We start from the raw sequence: 18108 nt of genomic DNA, 5'->3' as shown, positions 1-18108 counted from the left end.
TTCAAGATAGCGTCGCCATTGCGAAGTCAAGCCAGCGACTACCGCTTAGTTTGATGGGGAGCGAATGCGTAATTCACGCGATAAGAGGAGAGAATCTGGGGGGCTTTCGGGAGCTTATTGGCGCAGGAAGCATTAGTATTGGTTTGAGCACCGCAAATCCCACGAAGAACATCGGCGTGGGAGACGCTGTCGAAAGAGTTTCAAAAAAAGTAGTTGGACAGTTCAGCGCGGCTCAAACGACTTTCGAATGACAAAGCTTTTCAACTCAGCAATATCGAAAAGGACACCATGTCTGCATACAAAGAGCTTCTCCAACAGCGCCAAGTACTCGAGCAACAAATTGCGGAAGCCAAGGAGCGCGAGTTCGCGCAGGTCGTCGATGAAATCAAGCAAAAGATGGTCGATTACAGCATTACCCTTGCCGACCTCGGAATTGCTACCGGCCGTGGAAAGGGCAAGATGCAGAGAAAGGCGGCCGAAGCCAAGTACCGCGATCCCGTTTCGGGTGCGACGTGGAGTGGCCGCGGGAAGCCGCCGAAGTGGATTGCAGGCCAGGACCGGTCGCAATACGAAATCTGACCCGAGTCAGTCCAGCGGCCGATCTCTGGTTTTTGGTGTCGCGGCTGGCTTTCGCGGGGGCAGAGGATATGCCTCCGCGTGCATTAAGTCGGCGGGAAAGAGGTTGAGAAATGATCGTGCCTCGTCGGTGCTGCGAAACGACAGCCAGCTTTCATACTCGTCGGGCGCAATGATCACGGCCGATCGCTTTTCGTGGGCTGGTCGATCTGGTGCGCGGCGAACCCCGCACTTCAGGGTGGGGGTTGGAGCGCGGACGGCGCGAGCCGTCCTTCTGTAATCGGCAAACAACACCGCGCCTTCCACGGGTGCTCTTGATCGAGAATCTGCGTGCTATGCAACGACTCCAGGCCTTCCGATTCGAACTCATGCCGAGCGGCGAGCAGGCGCAAGATGCGCCAGTTCGCGGGAGCGTGCCGGTTCGTCTATAACAAGGCACTGGCGTTGCAACAGGAGAACTACAAGGCTGGCGAGAGGTTCGTCGGCTACATCGGCATGGCGAAGTGGCTTACGGGCTGGCGCAATGGCGACGAAACACCGTGGCTGTCGGATGGCCCGGTGCATGCGCAACAGCACGCACTGAAGAATCTGGAGAAGGCGTACAAAGCGTTCTTCGAAGGCCGCATGTCGTACCCGCGCTTCAAGCGCAAGGGCGAGTACGACGGGTTTGTCTCGCCGGATAAGAAGGCGATCGCGCTCGACCGCGCAAACGGCCGCATCAAGCTCCCCAAGCTGGGATGGATTTGCCACCGCAACAGCCGCGACGTGCTCGGCGAGGTTCGCAGTGCGACCGTGTCGCTGCGCGCGGGCAAGTGGTACGTGTCCATCCTCACGGCGCGCGAGGTAGATGTGCCGGTTCCGCATGGCACGTCAGTCGGCATCGACGTGGGCGTGGCGCGCTTCGCCACCATGAGCGATGGCACGTACATCGCGCCGCTCGCCAGTTTCAAGAAACACGAGCGGAGGCTCGCGAAGTATCAACGCCGCATGGCCCGCAAGGTCAAAGGCAGCAGCAATTGGAAGAAAGCGAAATCCCGCATTCAGCGCATCCATGCACGCATCGCGGACACTCGCGCAGACTTTCTGCACAAGGCTTCAGACAGCATCAGCAAAAACCACGCAATGATCGCCGTCGAAGACCTGAAAGTCCGCGACATGACGAAGTCGGCCAGCGGCACGGCCGCGGCGCCAGGACGCAATGTGCGCGCGAAGTCGGGACTCAACAAGTCCATCCTGGATCAAGGATGGGGCGAGTTCCATCGCCAGTTGGAATATAAGACCGCGTGGCGTGGCGGTTATTTGATTGCGGTGCCTGCGGCCAACACGAGCCGTACCTGCCCGTGCCGTGGCCATGTGGGGAAGGAAAATCGCAAGACTCAGGCGCGCTTTGCCTGCGTGGCTTGCGGCTATTCGAACAACGCCGATCATGTCGGTGCGATCAACGTTTTAGAGCGCGGACAGCGCTTGTTTGCCTGTGGAGGGATGGCGCAGTCAGGCCACCCGACGAAGCAGGAACCCGCCGAAGTGACTCAGGCTGCTTTAGCCTAAGCACAGTAGGAATTCCCGTCCTTTAGGGCGGGGAGGATGTCAAGAAAGCGCTTCATGAGCGGATGGTCGTCCGCATTTACGGTGAGCATCGTAAATGCCAGAGCGGTGGCGCCGTCGGGCTCGGACCACGCACGCCACAAACCAGCAATCGCGAGTGGTGTTCGGTCAGCTAGTCCGATCTTCCAGCGCACCGGCTGCCCGTCTCATAGTTCGGCTCAAAGAAAGTCTGGCACGGAATACGGCAGGTCTGGAGCTTCTTCCACGCGCTGCTGTAGCTTCTTTTCTCGCCTACTGTTTCTGCACGCGCGTTCATCGTATCAAAGACTTTGACGCCATCGGGTATGTGTTTGCGCGGGACAATGCCAAAGGTGGCAGGATCTGTCGAAAGGCCGCTATCCGTTCGACGGAAGATCGGCGCTTGGTAATCCTTGTATATCTCACGCTTGTATTCGAATGACGGCGACGGGAAGATGCTAAACACTTCGAACGCGTCGTTTGGGTTCGCTTCGTAACTCGTACACATATGGCGCCCTCGGTTTCTCGTGAAAATAGCGGTAGCCCGTGCGATTCGGCGCGAGCGAGGATGGCGACTAAGTCATTAACAACTATGCTCGGTCGAGTTCTATGGCCGCCGTCAGACAGGTTCCAATTTTCTCGCGGCGCAAGCGGCTGGGTCGTTTATCGGAAATCGCGGCTCGACGTTGTGAGCGCGCCGAGCAGGTGAGTCAAATCAACGAGCCTTTTCGCTATCAAGTGGCGAACTTCGCCTTCCTGTTGCCAGATCCCGAACACCCCGAGCATCGTTGCGCCCAGCGCTTCGCGTCGATATCGCTCCAGCATGGTGGGCCATACGATAACGTTGACTTGACCCGTTTCATCCTCGAGTGTCACGAACATGACGCCTTTGGCTGTGCCCGGGCGCTGGCGGACTGTCACGATTCCGGCGGCTCGCGCATGTTGACCATTGCGGAACGTCGCGAGCGTCGTCGCAGCGAAGATCCGCTTGGCTTCCAGCCGCGGCCGCAAGAGTTCAACTGGGTGCCGATTGAGCGTTAGGCCCAATGCGCGATAGTCACTGACGATCTCTTGCCCTCCTGAAAGTGCAGCAAGGATAGGCGTCACATCGTCGTCGGACGCTCCGCGCAACAAATCTTTGTCCGGTACCGCCGCGACCGCTTGCCATAGCGCTTCACGGCGCTCGCCAGCGAGCGCTCGCAGCGCATTTGCACCCGCAAGTAGCTGCAGATCGCGACGGTCGAGTTGTGCGCGCCGCGCGAGGTCCGAGACGTCCAGAAATGGGCGCACGGACCGCGCGAGCTCAATGCGTGCTGCCGCGTCTTCTCTCATGCCGCGGATGAATGACATGCCGAGTCGTACCGGCGCTTTCGTCGTTGGGCCTTCAAGGGCGGAATCCCAATCGCTGATCGTGACGTCGACGGGACGGAACGCTACGCCATGACGCTTCGCGTCCTGAATGAGTTGCGAGGCCGAATAGAAACCCATTGGCTGGCTATTGAGCATCGCGCAGACGAACGCGGCGGGCTCATGGCATTTGAGCCAGCAACTCGCATAGACGAGTAACGCAAAACTCGCCGCATGACTCTCGGGAAAGCCGTACTCGCCGAAGCCTTGGATCTGCGAGTAGATGGACTCAGCGAACTCGAGCTCGTAACCACGCTCAAGCATGCCGGAGACGATGCGCTCGTGGTACTTCTCAAGTCCCCCCTTGCGGCGCCATGCGGCCATGGCTCGTCGCAATTGATCTGCCTCGCCCGGAGTGAAGCCGGCGGCCAGCATCGCGACCTGCATGACCTGCTCTTGGAAGATCGGTACGCCAAGCGTGCGGGCAAGCGCCGTCTCGACGGTGGGGCTGGGGTACGTGACAGGTTCAAGGCCCTGGCGCCGCCGCAAATATGGATGAACCATGCCGCCTTGAACGGGGCCCGGGCGCACGATTGCGACCTTGATGACCAGGTCATAGAACTGACGCGGCTTGAGACGGGGCAGCATGCTCATCTGCGCGCGCGACTCGATCTGGAACACGCCCACCGTGTCCGCGCGACAAATCATGTCGTAGGTTTGCGCATCTTCGGCCGGTATGTCCTGAAGCTCGAATAGCTCGCCGCGTTTTTCTGAAATCAGTGCAAGCGTCCTTCTGATTGCAGACAGCATTCCCAGCGCGAGGACGTCGATTTTTAGCAATCCCACCGCTTCGATGTCATCTTTGTCCCATTGGATGATGCTGCGATCGACCATCGCTGCGTTCTCGATCGGCACAAGGCGTGACAGAGGGCCGCGGCTGATAACGAATCCTCCCGTGTGCCGCGAGAGGTGCCTCGGAAAGCCGAGCAACTGGGCGGCCAGCGTCGCCCACTGCTGAACGAGTGGTATCTCAGGATCCAATCCGGACTCGGCAAAACGCTTGAGCAGGTCCTCGCTCGAATCGAACCACTGATGCGCTTTCGCCACTCTATCGACGATCGCTGGATCTACTCCAAGTGCCTTGCCGGATTCGCGCAACGAACTGCGTGGTCGATAGGTGGTGACGGCGGCCGTGAGCGCCGCACGGTGCCGTCCGTACTTGGCGTAGATGTACTGGATGACTTCCTCGCGTCGCTGATGTTCGAAATCGACATCGATATCGGGCGGCTCACCGCGCTCCTTTTAGATGAAGCGCTCAAACAGCATGCTGGAGCGGGCCGGATCGACTTCGGTCACGCCGAGGCAAAAACACACCGCGGAGTTGGCGGCTGAGCCGCGTCCCTGACAGAGGATGCCCTCGCCTCGGGCGAAGCGCACGATGTCATAGACCGTCAAGAAATACGGTTCGTAGTTGAGTTCCTGGATCAGTTGCAGTTCGTGCTCGATCTGTTGTTGAACACTGTGCGGGACGCCGCCCGGAAAGCGTCGATGCGCGCCGGTATACGTTTCTTGTCGCAGATAGCTCGTCAGGGTGTGGCCGCCCGGCACCAACTCGTCCGGGTATTCATACCGAAGTTCATCCAACGAGAACGAGCAGTGGTTAGCGATGTTGAGCGTCTCTTCGAGTGCTCGGCGCGGATACAGATTGGCTAGACGCAAGCGAGAGCGAAGGTGCTGCTCAGCGTTAGGAGCGAGGTCGTATCCACATTCTCCGACCGATTTGCCGAGTCGAACGGCGGTCAACGAATCCTGCAACAGCTTGCGGGATCGCACGTGCATGGTCACCTGTCCGGTTGCAACGAGCGGCAGGCCATGGCGTGCCGCGACCGCTTGCACTACACCGCGGTGGATGTCGTCCATCGCGCGCGCGTGAAGGGTCAAACCAACCCACGCTCGCTCGCCAAACGTTGCGGAGATCCATGCCACCTGCGCATCGAGCTTGCGATCGTCGCTCGGAAACTCTGGACACACGATGATGAGGCAATCCGGCAGACCTTTTAGGTGCTCGTACGGTTTTTCGGGGCGTGCCAGGTCGGCGGGCCGAAGAATGTAAGTGCCTTTTGCTGCACGAGTGCGAGCGAGCGTGATGAGCTCGGATAGGTTGCCGGAGCCATTGCGGTTGGTCGCGAGCGCAATGAACGACACCGCATGTGAACCATCGGGGTTCGTCAGGCGAAAATACGACCCAACGATCAACGGGAGATCCGCGGCCTTGGCTTCGACATGCGCTCGCACGACGCCGGCGAGCGTGCACTCGTCGGTGATCGCGATCGCCGCATAGTTCAGTTGTTTGGCGCGCGCGACGAGTTGCTCGGCGTGTGACGCACCGTGCAGAAACGAGAAGTTGGAAGCGCAGAAGAGCTCGGCATAGCCGGGTAGCTCGGCGAACTCGAAGGCCATGACGTGGGCACTGTCGAAGTTCGCCGAACAGGCCGTGAAGGAACCAGCGCGGCTCGCCTTCGTCGCGACTACTCACGCGTTCACGGAAAATCCATTAGTGCACGTGATCTTCGGCTGCAGCTACGAAGTAGTCGCGCGTGACGGCACCACCGTCTTGCCAGCCGCACTCAATACGCTCGCCGGGTGAGACCATGCGCAGTGATGTCCCGTAAAACGGGCGATGTCCGCGCATGATGAGTTGTATTGGTGTGTCGAGAAGCCAGGAAGGCCGTGGCAGGTCGGTGGGCAACGACGTGCCCTTCGAGTTTTCCGATATCGGCACCCAGTTGGCGGCGACTTCGGGACGGTGGTCGGCAACTGGGGAGCACGTCAGAACATTCTCTGCGCCCAAACGCGCCGTGAGCAATTCCATCAGGCGTGCGTGGTCCTGCGGCGTGCCACCCGGCTAGGGAAAGAGCGATTCGCTTGCCGCCTGAGCCTCGCGTACGTCGCGTGCTTCGAGTCGCAACGCGATTACCGGCGCGTCGAGTTCGACGCGACCGAGACGCTCCTTCAACAGCCGCACCAGATGTTCTTCACGCCATGTCGGTTCGGCGAGTGCGATATCGATTTCAGTCGGCGGTATCGCGTCGCGGCCGCGCTCATGCTCGAGGAATATCGCGTAGCGCGCGACGGCCAGTTGCTTGGCACTCAGCCATCCCGTCATCTGCATGATCTACCGACGTGCGGAAAAGAGCGCGGCTTCCGCGTGCTCAATCCGATCGGGCAGTTCAACGCGTGCATCGAAGGTCGGTGGTGCAACGAGCCAGTCATGGACTTCCGGGGACTCGCCGTTGGCTTCGTCGACGAGGTCGAGCAGGGCGGTGCCACAACGTTTGTTGAGACCGGCTCGGGGCAACCGTTGCATGTCCGCCATCGTCTCGCATCCGAGTCCGGCAAACCACTCCGCATAGCGTCGGGCGGGCGGTACTGCCATCAAGGGGATGTGGCGTTGCGCACGGAGAAACGATCGATGTGAAAGCGCGGTACCTCCGCGCGTGCGCGCCATGAGCCACGCCGCTCGGCCCGTAAGCGCCACGCTGACCCTCGCGCTCACGCCGAATGCTGCGATCGATGTGAGAATCTTGCGTCGCAGCGATCGCACGCCTCCGAATAGACGAAGGCTCGCACCAACGTCCATTAGCACGACGTTTTCTTGGTCGAGAACAACGAGTGGGGTGTAATTCATCAACGGGTACGCGACACCGCGCCCGACGTCGCCCTCGCGTCGAAGATCTCGATCTCGAATGTGGGCACCGGGCGCGAGTGTGAGGACGCCACCGCGCCGCATGCCGATGCGGACGCCGAGCGAATCTGCGGTGTCGTCCATGGCGATGACACGCTCCTTTTCGAGCACGACAAGGCCATGCTCAGACGAGGACGCTGACCATATCGGTCGGAACGACTCGAGGGCGATGTGCGGCAGATGTACGCCGATCCAGACTGCCATGGCGACTCAAAAGAACAGGCGACGGTGAGAGCGATACGACAAGCGGCTCGTCGCGCGCAGGTCCGCGTCGTTTGACAAAGCTAATTGAAATGCCAACATCGGCCGGGGTTAGCGACAATCGCAACGGAGCCGGCGACGTATCGCGAGCGGCTGCAAGGGGGCGGAACGGAAAGAAGACCGATTCGCCTCCGCTCTGGGCGGCAAGATGAAGTCTGCGAAGCGACTCGGGCCGAACATACTGCTGCCAGAACATCACGGCGCCGAATGTGCCGGTCCGTAGCACTTGCTCCGTCGCCCACAATGCGTCGGCAGTCTTCGGCGCGCGCAGGACGGTCAATCGCTTCGCATCAAGCCCCCGGTGCGAAAAGGCAACAGGCTGCACGGTATGCGGCGGCTGGACGACCGCGATTGGACGTGCGCCGAGTTTGGCCAGCGCCGGCACGAGCAATCGCAATTCCCCGATACCCGGCTGGCGCACAAGCAGGTCGGTGAGCGCGCCTTGTGGCCATACGCCGCCCGGCAGTTCACGGTCGAGCTCAGCGTGGCCGGTGGCGATCCCGCGATCCCGGCCGCGCGCAAGCTGCGACCCTCTCCACAACGATGGGTGGATGGTTTCTGGCAGAATTTCAGCGGGGAGGCTCATGGCAATTACCTGTATATTTATACAGTATAAGCCCAAGAGTCAAGAGTGCGTAGGCTGACCCTAATTTGATGCTCGAGTGCGACGGGCAAGGACTGTGTAAATTGACGACGCGGCGCTCGGCCTGAAATGATGGCGCGTGCGGCGGCCGAGGTTCGTCGCCGTATGTGCGGGTCGCAGAGTCTCCGACACCGCCGGCACAAGGCTCACAGCAACCCCAAGCAATTTCAAAAAACGGACGCCTATGAGTGCGCAACCAACGAGACCGATAGACAAAAGCACAGCAGCCCGAGCGACCGTCGAACAAGTGATTGCCTCATGCGCGCTCGTTGCGGTTTTCGGAGTTCTCTGGCGGTTTGGCGCTTCGGGCAAAGCGGCTGCGGCGATCGTGTTTGTGATCACGTTGACCGCGCTAGCGATCATCGACGTCCGGACGCGAACACTGCCGGACGTGATCACGGCGCCGCTCTTAGTCGTCGGTGTCACCGTCAATGCGTTTCATGTTTTCACGGCAATCGCGGGCGCGCTCGATGGGGCCGCCGTGGGCTTCGGGCTGCTATGGGGCGCGAATCAACTCTATCGGCTCCGCAGAAACAGACACGCGATCGGGGGCGGCGATATGAAGTTGGCTGCAGCGGCGGGCGCGTGGCTCGGTGTTGCCGAAATTTGGCAGGCACTAGCGATCGCCAGCGTGTGTATGTTTGCATGGGGTTTGGCGACGCGCGACCGGGCAGGCGTGTCGGCGCAAGGTGCAGTGCCGTTCGGCCCTATTATTTCGTTCGCCTGCGCGGTTTCGTTGTTGTTTCCGCTTGGCAATATTCGCTGAAGGCGCGTTGGCATCGATGTGCTCGTGCTCGAAGCGTAGCCGCGTGATCGTCTTGCCGGCCGTTTCCGATTGCCGAATTACCGCAAACGGCCATGACGAGACGTTCGCGTATATTCTTCGAACGACCGCTATCGAACCATCAGGAGACCAGCGGTAATCGGCGGCGCTTCAGCATATCGGTTGCTCACGGGAGCTTGCCTCCTCGTTACTGCTCGACGGGGCGCCAGCTCGCCGTCGGCAGCGATTGGCTGTGCCAGGGCGAAGCCGTGCCACAGCCGATTTTGGCACTTTCATCGCTGAGGGGACTTCATGACGGTTTCAATTGAGACCCGCTTCGCTGCCGTGATGGCGTTGCGTGACATCGAGCGCGTTCTTGCAGAGCGGGTATAGTGCAGAGGAGCCGTTGAGCCGCGACTGATCTCCCGGGCGACGTACCCAAACCTGCAATAGGGGCGTCAGACATGATCAACGAGCCAATTCCCAGCGTGCTGAAAGCCGGCACTCCCCACGAGGCCGACCTTTTCCTCTTACGGCAGCTTTGGACCGAGCCGAACAGGGCTTTGTTGCCGACCGATGTGCAGCAATGGCAATCGGCACTTCGCAAGCGTGGAGACGAGTTTGCGAGGCATGTCATATGCTGCTTTTATTGGCTACACGAATACGCTGCAGGAATTCAACCGCAATAGACGTCGAGCAAAGTCGCACGGCCTCCGACAGTAGCGCTTCCAGCCGGTCCGGTGCGTTTGAGATACCTCGACCCGATGGGACGAGCGAACGGGTAATCTCTGAGGGGTGCCACACAACTGCCGCGGCGCCGAACGACCGCATCCGAGTGAGACCGGCCAAGGAGCTGGGCGATCATCGCCTCAGGGTCGGTCTGCGCCGCGTTCACGACGCGTTTGGCTATGTCTTCCATCACTCGAAAGGAGGCGATCATGGAATGCGCACCCAATTTACCTGCCACTCATTTCCCGTGGAACAGGGACGTTGAGCGCGCAAAAGCCACCGAGTGAAGGAAAACGAGGTTTGGGCGGAGCGTTATACCTCATCGCATTTTTGTCGACTTTTGCGGGCATAGGACTACTCAACGCGTTCCTCGCTGCCCCGTTCTAGTCTCACAACGGAGGGTGTCCATGCATCGAACCATTACGTATCGTGGTTTTGACATTGAGGTCGAACTAGCACCAGCTACCGATGAAGACACGTTTAACGTGAGTTTTCAGATAGCGGGCGGGGCGAATCTCGAAGTCCTCGGCGCACGAGGAGGGCGCATACCTTTACGCAATGGACCTTTTACTGAACGATGGGCCTATCTAGTAGCCGAAATTGCCGGGCAAGCTGCTATAGACGTGCTGCTAGGGCCCGTCGAATGAGTCCGCTTCCCGCCGATTTGAAGACTCTGCGATCGCACCTCGATAACCTCTCGCGACGCTCTCATTTCGCCTACCAGTTGAGACCGAATACGTGCGCCATCTAACTCGAGCGTCTATCCAACTATCAAGCGGACCAAGCCGTTCGTTTCGACGTTCTCGGCGCCACAACACGCGGTCAGTCGTTCGCCGGAGAGCGCGATGTCCGGCCGCAAGAATTGAACGTCACGGCGTTTTCAAAATGTGCTTCAAAGTAGCGGGTCCAACGCTGTCCACCGTTAGCCGGATCAGGGAGATTTCATGAAGCTTCGCGTTGGATATGAACTGGCATATGAATGCCCTAAGCCGACGCCGATGATGCTGATGCTGAACACACATTTTTCGCATGCGAAGGATATCGAAGTGGCAGATCTGCTCGTTGCCGACCCGCCGGTTCCAATAAGACAGTATCGAGATTCTTTCGGCAACCTCTGCAGTCGAATCGTCGCGCCTGTCGGGAGGTTAGAACTGCGCACGACCGCGCTGCTGAATGTGTCGAGTGGCATGGAGATGAGACCTGCTGATGGCCGCGGCCATCCGGTTGAGCACTTGCCCGACGACACGTTGATTTTCTTGTTGGGCAGCCGCTATTGCGAAACCGACTTGCTGGTTGAGACCGCATGGCAAATGTTCAGTCGGTGTAGCCCCGGTCGCGAGACTGTTCTGGCAATCTGCGACTTTGTTCACCGACACATAGAGTTTGACTATGGCCATGCGCGGCCGACCAAGACCGCGTGGGAAGCCTACCGCGAGCGCAAAGGCGTCTGCCGTGACTTCGCGCACCTTGGAGTCACCCTTTGCCGGGCCATGAATATCCCTGCGCGCTACTGTACTGGCTATATCAGCGATGTGGGCTTACCCCCGGTTGCAGCGCCGATGGACTTCGCGGGGTGGTTCGAAGCATATGTCGGGGGTGGCTGGCAGACCTTCGATCCCCGAAACAACGCGCCGCGTATAGGGCGCGTTTTGATGGCATACGGGCGCGACGCCGCCGACGTCGCGATTAGCAATGCGTTCGGGGCCGCCGCGCTCACGCACTTCGCAGTCCACTGCGACCAGGAATGACGGCGCCGCTGTACACATTGCATGATGACTAACCCTGCATGCGGCGGTTTCGAGTGCGTAGTCATAGCAACGCACCAAGAAGAAAGCGGTGGAAGCCGACGCGGTCGCTATTCAAGCGTATGCTCGGTCACGGCCACCTGCAATCCAACTCAATCGTTCAGAGGTGTTTCCCGACCGCGCAAGTAAAAGTCCCGGAGCGGCGCTCGTGGTCCGCGCCTTATAAGGAGGCTGATCGCTGGCCATCTATGCACAGTCCGGTCGTCGCCCATCGGTCTACACGCAGTGGCCGAAAGGGCTGGATGAGTACATACTGAATTTCCTTTGATGTTCGCTGGCTCGTCGCTCGGATTCGAATTCTCGAAGAGTCTGCTGTATGCGACATGACTGCCATTCAGGGGCGTTGCCGCGCGGAAGGTCCGCGGGAAAGACCGTCTTCGTCACCGAAACAAGGCGGCGTGACTTCGCAGTTCATGTAAAACGGGGGAGATTATGGCGACCGGCATGGTGAAATGGTTCAACGACGAAAAAGGCTTCGGATTTATCTCACCTGAAGACGGTAGCGAGGATCTCTTTGCGCACTATTCGGAAATCAGGAGTGACGGTTTTAAGTCTCTCAAGGACGGCCAGAAGGTTAGCTTCGAGGTCAAGCAGGGTCCGAAGTGGAGCGGCCCCGCGTATCTGAGGACACAAGGACTCTCTTAAAATAAGGGATAGTCTTGTGCCTATCAGTAAGCCTAGTCATTACGTGGAACCCATCGAAATTCTGACCGAGCCGGAGCGTCGTCGGCGGCGCACGGCACCGGAAAAAATCGCCATCGTGCAGGAAACGCTGGCACCGGGCGCATCGGTGTCAGCCGTGGCACGGCGGCACGGCGTGAACCCGAACCAGGTGTTCGGCTGGCGCAAGCAATACCAGGAAGGCAGTCTGGCGGCGGTGCAAGCGGGCGAAACCGTTGTGCCCGCATCTGAGCTGGCCGCCGCCATCAAGGAAATCAAGGAACTGCAACGGCTGCTCGGGAAGAAGACGATGGAAGTCGAAATCCTGAAGGAAGCCGTCGAGTGGGGCCGCTCAAAAAACCTGATTGCGCGCTCGCCCTTGCTGCCGGGGGACGACCATTGAAAACGGTCTGCGAAGTTCTCGGCGTGGCGCGCTCTGGCGTGGCGGTGAAACGGGTTCGCTCGTCCGGTTGGCAGGATGGTCGCCGCGCCAGGCCGACTGACGACACGGAACTGGTCGAAGAAATCCAGGGCCATGTGGCGAATTTGCCGACCTACGGCTATCGGCGTATCTGGGCGCTGCTGCGCCGCAGTCGCGAGATGGTCGGCGCACCGTGCATCAACCATAAGCGTGTCTACCGCGTAATGCACGAGCATCAGTTGCTGCTGTGCCGTCCCGGCGTGCGTCGAGATAAGCGGCGGCACGATGGCCGCGTGGCCGTGGACCGGAGCAATAGCCGCTGGTGTTCGGACGGCTTCGAGTTCCGATGCGACGATGGCACGCCGCTGCGCGTGACGTTCGCACTGGACTGCTGCGACCGCGAGGCAATTAGCTGGGCGGCAACGACCGGCGGCCATAGCGGAGACGTAGTGCGCGAAGTGATGCTGGCTGCTGTCGAACAACGCTTCGGCAGCACGCAAACGGCACAGCCCATCGAATGGCTGACGGACAACGGCTCGGCCTACATCGACCATCGCACGCGCCGCTTTGCACGCGAGCTGGGCCTGGAACCTCTGACCACGCCCGTGCGCTCGCCGCAGAGTAATGGCATGGCCGAGTCGGTTCGTAAAGACCATGAAGCACAATTACGTTGCCTATATGGACAAGCCCGATGCGCCAACGGCGCTCTCGCGTCTGGCTGTTGCGTTTGAGCATTACAACGAGCGCCACCCGCACAAAGCCCTGAAATACCGCTCGCCTCGCGAGTTCAGGCGTGCTGCGGCAGCATCAACCTAACGGTGTCTGCGTGTCCTGAGTTACAGGGGCAACTCCACGAAGGGTAAGCAAGCCTCGAACATACAGATTCTCTGACAGACCTCGGGCTCGCTCGAGTGTCACCACGTGAGCCAATCGCGATTTGGTGTTCCATGTGAGAGAGCTTGCTCAGGATGTAGCCATGGCATCTCCGAAGGGCACGCGCGCTGACTATCAGGTCACGGTGTCGACACAAAAAACACCGCGGGGATACGTCGCGAAGTTGAAGGTCATTCGCTTAGTTGACAGGCGGACGATCTATCCGTTCTTCGGCGGTAAAGCGATGCCTTCGTTCGTCGACTGGGAGCAGGCGAGAACGTTCGGGTTCGAATACGGTTGGCCGCTTGTCGACGGCGATATCGCGGTGCCGGAACCATAAAGGAGATGCGACCCTTTGGATCGGGCGCCGCGAGGTTACGTGCGACGCGTGACTAACCTTCGGCTCTTGCTTGAGCAAAGATCGCGGGAGTAATGTCACTCAATCGCTCGACACCAAAGAATGCAGCGATCTGAAAAGTCACCTGCACACTGAAGGGGCCGTCAAAGCCGTTGAGTTGGGAGCTGCGCGCAGCAATCAGGGCATCCGTCGTTTCATCATCGTCACGCAACGCTCTAACTTCCGAAAAAGTGAGATCGAGCACGTCCTCGGTAATATCGACGTTACGCGTATCGCCAGTATCGACTGCATAGTTGTTCGACCATGTCTGCAGGTGAATTGCGGCCCAAATGCGCTTGCGATTTTGCACTCTATGTCTCTCCCAGGATCACCCGCTGGAGCGTCAATGCATACGCGCGCAGCGTGGTTCGCAGCGTCGACAGGAAGCACCCGTCGCTCAATAGTACAGCGTCGTGAACGACTGATGCGTCTCGTTGATACAGCGCAGGCGTAACGGTCTCGTCTCACGGCAGTTATGACGGCCTCGACTTGCGAAGTATTCCCTAGTCGCGCGAGGTGGAAATTGCTCAGTCGGGCGAGCGACCGTGGATCGCGGGTTATCGCCCCGACGCGCTTTGGCTTCGTTGAGGCTGCGCCGTGAGGACGCACACAATCGGGTGGCGATATTTGTTGACCTCAACTGCACCGGGGCGTAGATTGATTCGATCCGGTCTTTGAACGACTGTGCGTTTGATGCTTCCTGCGGAATTACCGCTTGGAGAGCGCGCCCCTCCTCATTGGCGAGCATTGCAGCATGCTTGCATCTTTTCGCTTGGTCAGAGTCTAGCTGGCCATCCGGCGACCTGCGGCGCAATACAGCGCTGCGGACTAGAACACTGCGCGATGTGATTCGTGATGCGTGAACTTCATCGTTCGGCTGATTTTTCTGCTGCGGGCGCTCGCATGCGCGCGTCGGTACTAGGTGGCATTCACGGCAGTTCGCACCGAAGCCGATATGGGCGTGGTGGCTGCGAACGCGGTTGCGTCGTCGCTAGGCCTTACGGCCTGTCGTTCTACTAAGGTCAAGATTCAAGCAGCATCTTCGTCGGCGGATCGGGAGTACGTGAATGCCCCTTTCCCGCAGCGATGATCGTAACGGCAAGGATGGGGCACATGAATGCGCAACGAGATTTCTCTTATCGATCGCTGGTAATCCGAATTTCACTTGAGAAGTTGGACCGCAATTGGGTATTTGAGGCGCACGTCGGACGTTCGAAGTGCGACGGATTCTCGGTCGTCGTCGAGTCCTTCATCAAGACCTTTGACAGAGCGGTCGACGTACACGAGGCGCTGGAATTGGTGCTGAGGCGCGCACAAATTCAAGCGGACGTAGTGCTCAACGTTTTGCCGCCGTACAGAAGGGTCGGCCTTCGTGCGAACGTTATGGGAGAACGGTCATGTCTGGCGCGTCCGATTGGTTGGCGTTTGTGCTGAGAAGCGATTTTCCTGTTGATGCACGGTTTTCAGAGACCGGAGAGTCGGACACGGTCGATGTTTCGTGGTTCGTCGACGGTACGTCCGCGCGTCCTCATCCAGGGCGGCCAGTGCGTATCATTCTCGACAATATGGTCGTGACGCGATGGGCGGAAGCATCCGAGCCGGATCAGGACTTCATCGCCTCGAGAATCCGCGCATTGGTCGCATACACGCGGCTCATGCATGGAGGGGAGATCGATCGGCGCCGGATGTTTGCGCCGCTAGTAGTGCGATGTGATCTCGTGGATGTGTGGCTTTTCGCTGAGTATCAAAGCGTTTCCGGAGGTGGCATCGGTAGACGCGTCTAGCGAGCGCAGGCGTTGCTTTGAGTTTTAAAGTCTCGCCGCGACCATCGTCACCGTTTCTCCGTACGACTTGTCGGTGCTCGTGAGAGCGCGTAGCAACAAGGGAGCAGCGACCGCCTGATGGTCGCTGCTCCAGCTGGACGATTATCCTGTCGCGATTTCAATTCGCCGCGGCTTCGCTTCCTCCCTTCGCGGTATCGTCAGAGTCAATACGCCGTTCTTCAACAGTGCTTCGACCTTGGACGTATCGAAGTCCTCGCTAACTGTGAAGGTGCGTGAGAAGTACGGCGCACGAACCTCAACGTGTGCGAGCTGTAAGTTCGCTGGCACCGGCACCACCGATTCCGCCTCGATGGTGAGGCTGCCATCATGGACCTTGACCTCAAGCTTGTCTTTCGCGACGCCCGGCAAGTCGGCCCACAAAGTGACCTTGTGTAGGTCTTCAATGATGTCGACGGCAGGCGTCAACGTTTGTCGGCGAGCCGCTTCGTTGGCTTGCTGGCGCGTCACGCCATCCGAGCCGCGTTCTGCAATTTGCGTGTTTGTGTATTCGCTCATGATGTCACCTCACTGAACAGTAATCGAGCGTGGCTTCGACGTCTCACGCTTCCCGATTGAAATCAGAAGACAACCATCGATGTATCTGGCTTCCACCTTGTCCGGGTCGGCCTGCTGTGGAAGTTCGACAGCTCGGCGGAAAGCGCCACTGAACCGCTCTTGTGCGTACTGCCGAGCGCCGTCGGGCAGCCGGTCAGACTGCGCGGTCCGATCGCCGGCGATTGTCAGCAAGCCTTTGTCGATAGAGACGTCTAGCTTGCCCACATCGAGCCCGGGCGCGAACGCGACGACTTCTATGGAATCTTCGGTCGAGCCAACGTTGATTTGCGGGAATAGCCCAACGCGCGTTGAGCGCAGGCTGGTGGGGAACCCGCCGAAAAGACTGAACATCTGACGTTGCAGGCGGTCCAGCTCACCGAAGAGGTTGGGTGTAATGAACGCATCACTCATTTCGCTCTCCTCTCGCAACGCAGGAGGAGGCAGCTTACGCGAATCAGCTCAGCTGCCCCTGCGCCGCGGACAATCAAGTTGAGACACGCAGCGCGCGATGAAAGCGGCTGCCCTGTGGCACGGGAGATAGGGTCTTCAAAACGCCTTTCAAGGCCCCTGGCCACAATTTTTTTGATGTCCCGGAGCGAAGACCACTCCAGAGGGGGGGCGTCGAGCGCACAAAAGCGAGCCTACTGGCCACGGGCATGTCCGCACATCCAGCTAACAGATTGATGTTCAACTAGCGACTATCGTCGCTCCCAACGATTGGAACATGAGGTCGAGCTACAGACAGCGCATCGTCGTTCAGATCGCGAACCCGACGCGACGATTATTCCGGAGAAGAACTGTCGAACACGTCTTCGGAACGCTCAAACCCTGGATGGGATACGCGCCAAAATAGATCGCGACGGAACAGGTAAACGCGCGCAGAATGAAAGGCAGGTCTGCCACTTCGGCAGCCAAAGCAGCTTTGGAGAAACGACATGGCAAAAGGTCAACAGCGCGGCAATCGCGAGGCCAAGAAACCGAAAAAGATATTGACTCCTGCAGCAAATCTAGCGTGGACGGCAGCCCCGAAAGCCTCTACGAGTCCACCAGCAAAGAAGAAATAACTGACGCCCGAGGACACTAGCCCGGTCTGCGTCTCATGGTTCTTACTCTTCCTCACACTGCCGCCTGTACCGGGGACATACGGCGAGTGCCGCGGAACTCGAGAGCGGACGGACCGTGGAGCCTGCAACTGCATGGCTGCTCGATAAGTATACGTCGCTAAAGAACAAATCCGAGAGACTCGCGTCGATCTTGCGCAAGGCTACTACCGCAGTTGCCAAAGTTTGCACCGGGTCCGTCGGATAAATGTATTTCGTCGATGACTGTTGCTCCAGCTTTTCAAATACGACGTATTGCGTCCGCGTTAGTGGAGGCATTGCTTCAGGAGACGAGCGGGAACACATTCACGGTCTGGACAGGTGAGCTCAACGCGCCGACTCTGGCGCTTTAGGTTCAATTTGGTTTCGAATGCTTTGAGTACAGGAGACTGGTCGAATATGATTTGGAGATTGTAGAGTTGCGACGTAGATTCGATGCAGAACCTGCAACAAGGTCACCGGGTTGAGCCAGTGGCGCCCGTCGCGCCGTCCGCTATTGAGGGAATTCAAGTCCGTCGACAACGAACTGCGGATGTCCGAAAGGGGTCGAGGGACTAAACCGCTCGCGCGGTATTGGGGCGGCGACCGTTTGTTGTTGGAGCAACGGCAAGATCACGTGGCCGCCACCGAACACAAGCGCTCCTGAGTGGTAAAACGCAGAAAACTCTGCAATCGCATGAGTACCATCAAACTCGGTTAATGGTGGCAGTACCACAAGCGAACCAACGAAAACACACCACGCGGTCAGGCCAACGCGCCGAGACACGTGAAACGCCTGGAAATCCGAGTTTGTGACAGATTGCCGCTTCGAAATGGAATTCGAGCGACTCAGCACGACACCCAGCGT

The 18108-nt window shown here is 59.1% G+C and carries 12 protein-coding genes and 5 pseudogenes; 10 read left to right on the top strand and 7 right to left on the bottom strand.

Annotation, left to right across the window (positions count from 1 at the left end; all coding sequences use genetic code 11):
* Positions 1-288 precede the first annotated feature (288 nt).
* Both ACMFWR_RS31230 and ACMFWR_RS31225 read left to right on the top strand, forming a co-directional pair.
* Positions 289-579, top strand: a complete 291-nt coding sequence (locus ACMFWR_RS31230; RefSeq protein WP_413197760.1) for an H-NS family nucleoid-associated regulatory protein — start codon at positions 289-291, stop codon at positions 577-579.
* A 332-nt stretch (positions 580-911) separates the two neighbouring features.
* A pseudogene (locus ACMFWR_RS31225) lies at positions 912-2124 on the top strand (RNA-guided endonuclease InsQ/TnpB family protein).
* 169 nt (positions 2125-2293) lie between these two features.
* Here the strand turns inward: ACMFWR_RS31225 and ACMFWR_RS31220 are convergent.
* From ACMFWR_RS31220 to imuA, 4 genes and pseudogenes are all read right to left on the bottom strand, one after another.
* Positions 2294-2647 carry an SOS response-associated peptidase family protein gene (locus tag ACMFWR_RS31220; protein ID WP_413197659.1) on the bottom strand — a complete coding sequence of 118 codons (354 nt, stop codon included), beginning with the start codon at positions 2645-2647 and terminating at the stop codon, positions 2294-2296.
* Between the two features lie 155 nt (positions 2648-2802).
* Positions 2803-5946 (bottom strand): annotated as a pseudogene (locus ACMFWR_RS31215) (error-prone DNA polymerase).
* 22 nt (positions 5947-5968) lie between these two features.
* Positions 5969-7435, bottom strand: a pseudogene (locus tag ACMFWR_RS31210) (Y-family DNA polymerase); the annotation flags it as partial.
* Positions 7356-8078, bottom strand: coding sequence for a translesion DNA synthesis-associated protein ImuA (gene imuA, locus ACMFWR_RS31205; RefSeq protein WP_413197658.1), 723 nt, complete (start codon positions 8076-8078; stop codon positions 7356-7358). The gene imuA and the pseudogene ACMFWR_RS31210, both read right to left, overlap by 80 nt.
* 391 nt (positions 8079-8469) lie before the next feature.
* Between imuA and ACMFWR_RS31200 the strand changes: the two genes are divergently transcribed.
* From ACMFWR_RS31200 to ACMFWR_RS31175, 6 genes and pseudogenes are all read left to right on the top strand, one after another.
* A complete protein-coding gene (locus ACMFWR_RS31200) occupies positions 8470-8901 on the top strand; it encodes a prepilin peptidase (protein WP_413197657.1) in 432 nt (143 codons plus the stop codon).
* Positions 8902-10034: 1133 nt separating this feature from the next.
* On the top strand, positions 10035-10274 hold the full coding sequence (locus tag ACMFWR_RS31195) for a hypothetical protein (protein ID WP_413197656.1): 240 nt from the start codon (positions 10035-10037) through the stop codon (positions 10272-10274).
* Positions 10275-10571: 297 nt separating this feature from the next.
* Positions 10572-11375 carry a transglutaminase-like domain-containing protein gene (locus ACMFWR_RS31190; protein WP_413197655.1) on the top strand — a complete coding sequence of 268 codons (804 nt, stop codon included), beginning with the start codon at positions 10572-10574 and terminating at the stop codon, positions 11373-11375.
* A gap of 489 nt (positions 11376-11864) precedes the next feature.
* Positions 11865-12077 (top strand): cold-shock protein, encoded by a 213-nt coding sequence (locus tag ACMFWR_RS31185; protein ID WP_413197654.1) that lies wholly within the window; start codon positions 11865-11867, stop codon positions 12075-12077.
* A gap of 52 nt (positions 12078-12129) precedes the next feature.
* A pseudogene (locus ACMFWR_RS31180) lies at positions 12130-13329 on the top strand (IS3 family transposase).
* Positions 13330-13489: 160 nt separating this feature from the next.
* Positions 13490-13726 carry a DUF6723 family protein gene (locus ACMFWR_RS31175; protein WP_413197653.1) on the top strand — a complete coding sequence of 79 codons (237 nt, stop codon included), beginning with the start codon at positions 13490-13492 and terminating at the stop codon, positions 13724-13726.
* Positions 13727-13778: 52 nt separating this feature from the next.
* Here the strand turns inward: ACMFWR_RS31175 and ACMFWR_RS31170 are convergent, their stop codons facing one another.
* The gene (locus tag ACMFWR_RS31170) at positions 13779-14093 is read right to left on the bottom strand and encodes a hypothetical protein (protein WP_413197652.1); all 315 of its coding nucleotides are present in this window, start codon (positions 14091-14093) and stop codon (positions 13779-13781) included.
* Between the two features lie 803 nt (positions 14094-14896).
* On the opposite strand from ACMFWR_RS31170, the gene ACMFWR_RS31165 reads away from it, so the two are divergent.
* Positions 14897-15217 carry a hypothetical protein gene (locus ACMFWR_RS31165; RefSeq protein ID WP_413197651.1) on the top strand — a complete coding sequence of 107 codons (321 nt, stop codon included), beginning with the start codon at positions 14897-14899 and terminating at the stop codon, positions 15215-15217.
* Positions 15218-15708: 491 nt separating this feature from the next.
* Here the strand turns inward: ACMFWR_RS31165 and ACMFWR_RS31160 are convergent, their stop codons facing one another.
* Both ACMFWR_RS31160 and ACMFWR_RS31155 read right to left on the bottom strand, forming a co-directional pair.
* Positions 15709-16122 carry an Hsp20/alpha crystallin family protein gene (locus ACMFWR_RS31160; RefSeq protein ID WP_413197650.1) on the bottom strand — a complete coding sequence of 138 codons (414 nt, stop codon included), beginning with the start codon at positions 16120-16122 and terminating at the stop codon, positions 15709-15711.
* Between the two features lie 9 nt (positions 16123-16131).
* Positions 16132-16572 carry an Hsp20/alpha crystallin family protein gene (locus ACMFWR_RS31155; protein ID WP_413197649.1) on the bottom strand — a complete coding sequence of 147 codons (441 nt, stop codon included), beginning with the start codon at positions 16570-16572 and terminating at the stop codon, positions 16132-16134.
* 225 nt (positions 16573-16797) lie between these two features.
* Here ACMFWR_RS31155 and ACMFWR_RS31150 point away from each other — a divergent pair.
* A pseudogene (locus ACMFWR_RS31150) lies at positions 16798-16999 on the top strand (IS5/IS1182 family transposase); the annotation flags it as partial.
* Positions 17000-18108: the final 1109 nt, after the last annotated feature.

Origin of the sequence: Pararobbsia alpina, from assembly GCF_965118125.1 — a bacterium.
In the GTDB taxonomy this organism is placed as follows: Bacteria; Pseudomonadota; Gammaproteobacteria; order Burkholderiales; family Burkholderiaceae; genus Pararobbsia; species Pararobbsia alpina_A.
Note: the sequence above shows the minus strand (reverse complement) of the source record. Positions and strands in the feature narration are given on the sequence as shown.

Coding starts and splice junctions, on each gene's coding strand:
- ACMFWR_RS31230 (WP_413197760.1), top strand. CDS start 289: ATGTCTGCATACAAAGAGCTTCTCCAACAGCGCCAAGTACTCGAGCAA.
- ACMFWR_RS31220 (WP_413197659.1), bottom strand. CDS start 2,647: ATGTGTACGAGTTACGAAGCGAACCCAAACGACGCGTTCGAAGTGTTT.
- imuA (WP_413197658.1), bottom strand. CDS start 8,078: ATGAGCCTCCCCGCTGAAATTCTGCCAGAAACCATCCACCCATCGTTG.
- ACMFWR_RS31195 (WP_413197656.1), top strand. CDS start 10,035: ATGCATCGAACCATTACGTATCGTGGTTTTGACATTGAGGTCGAACTA.
- ACMFWR_RS31190 (WP_413197655.1), top strand. CDS start 10,572: ATGAAGCTTCGCGTTGGATATGAACTGGCATATGAATGCCCTAAGCCG.
- ACMFWR_RS31185 (WP_413197654.1), top strand. CDS start 11,865: ATGGCGACCGGCATGGTGAAATGGTTCAACGACGAAAAAGGCTTCGGA.
- ACMFWR_RS31175 (WP_413197653.1), top strand. CDS start 13,490: ATGGCATCTCCGAAGGGCACGCGCGCTGACTATCAGGTCACGGTGTCG.
- ACMFWR_RS31165 (WP_413197651.1), top strand. CDS start 14,897: ATGAATGCGCAACGAGATTTCTCTTATCGATCGCTGGTAATCCGAATT.
- ACMFWR_RS31160 (WP_413197650.1), bottom strand. CDS start 16,122: ATGAGCGAATACACAAACACGCAAATTGCAGAACGCGGCTCGGATGGC.
- ACMFWR_RS31155 (WP_413197649.1), bottom strand. CDS start 16,572: ATGAGTGATGCGTTCATTACACCCAACCTCTTCGGTGAGCTGGACCGC.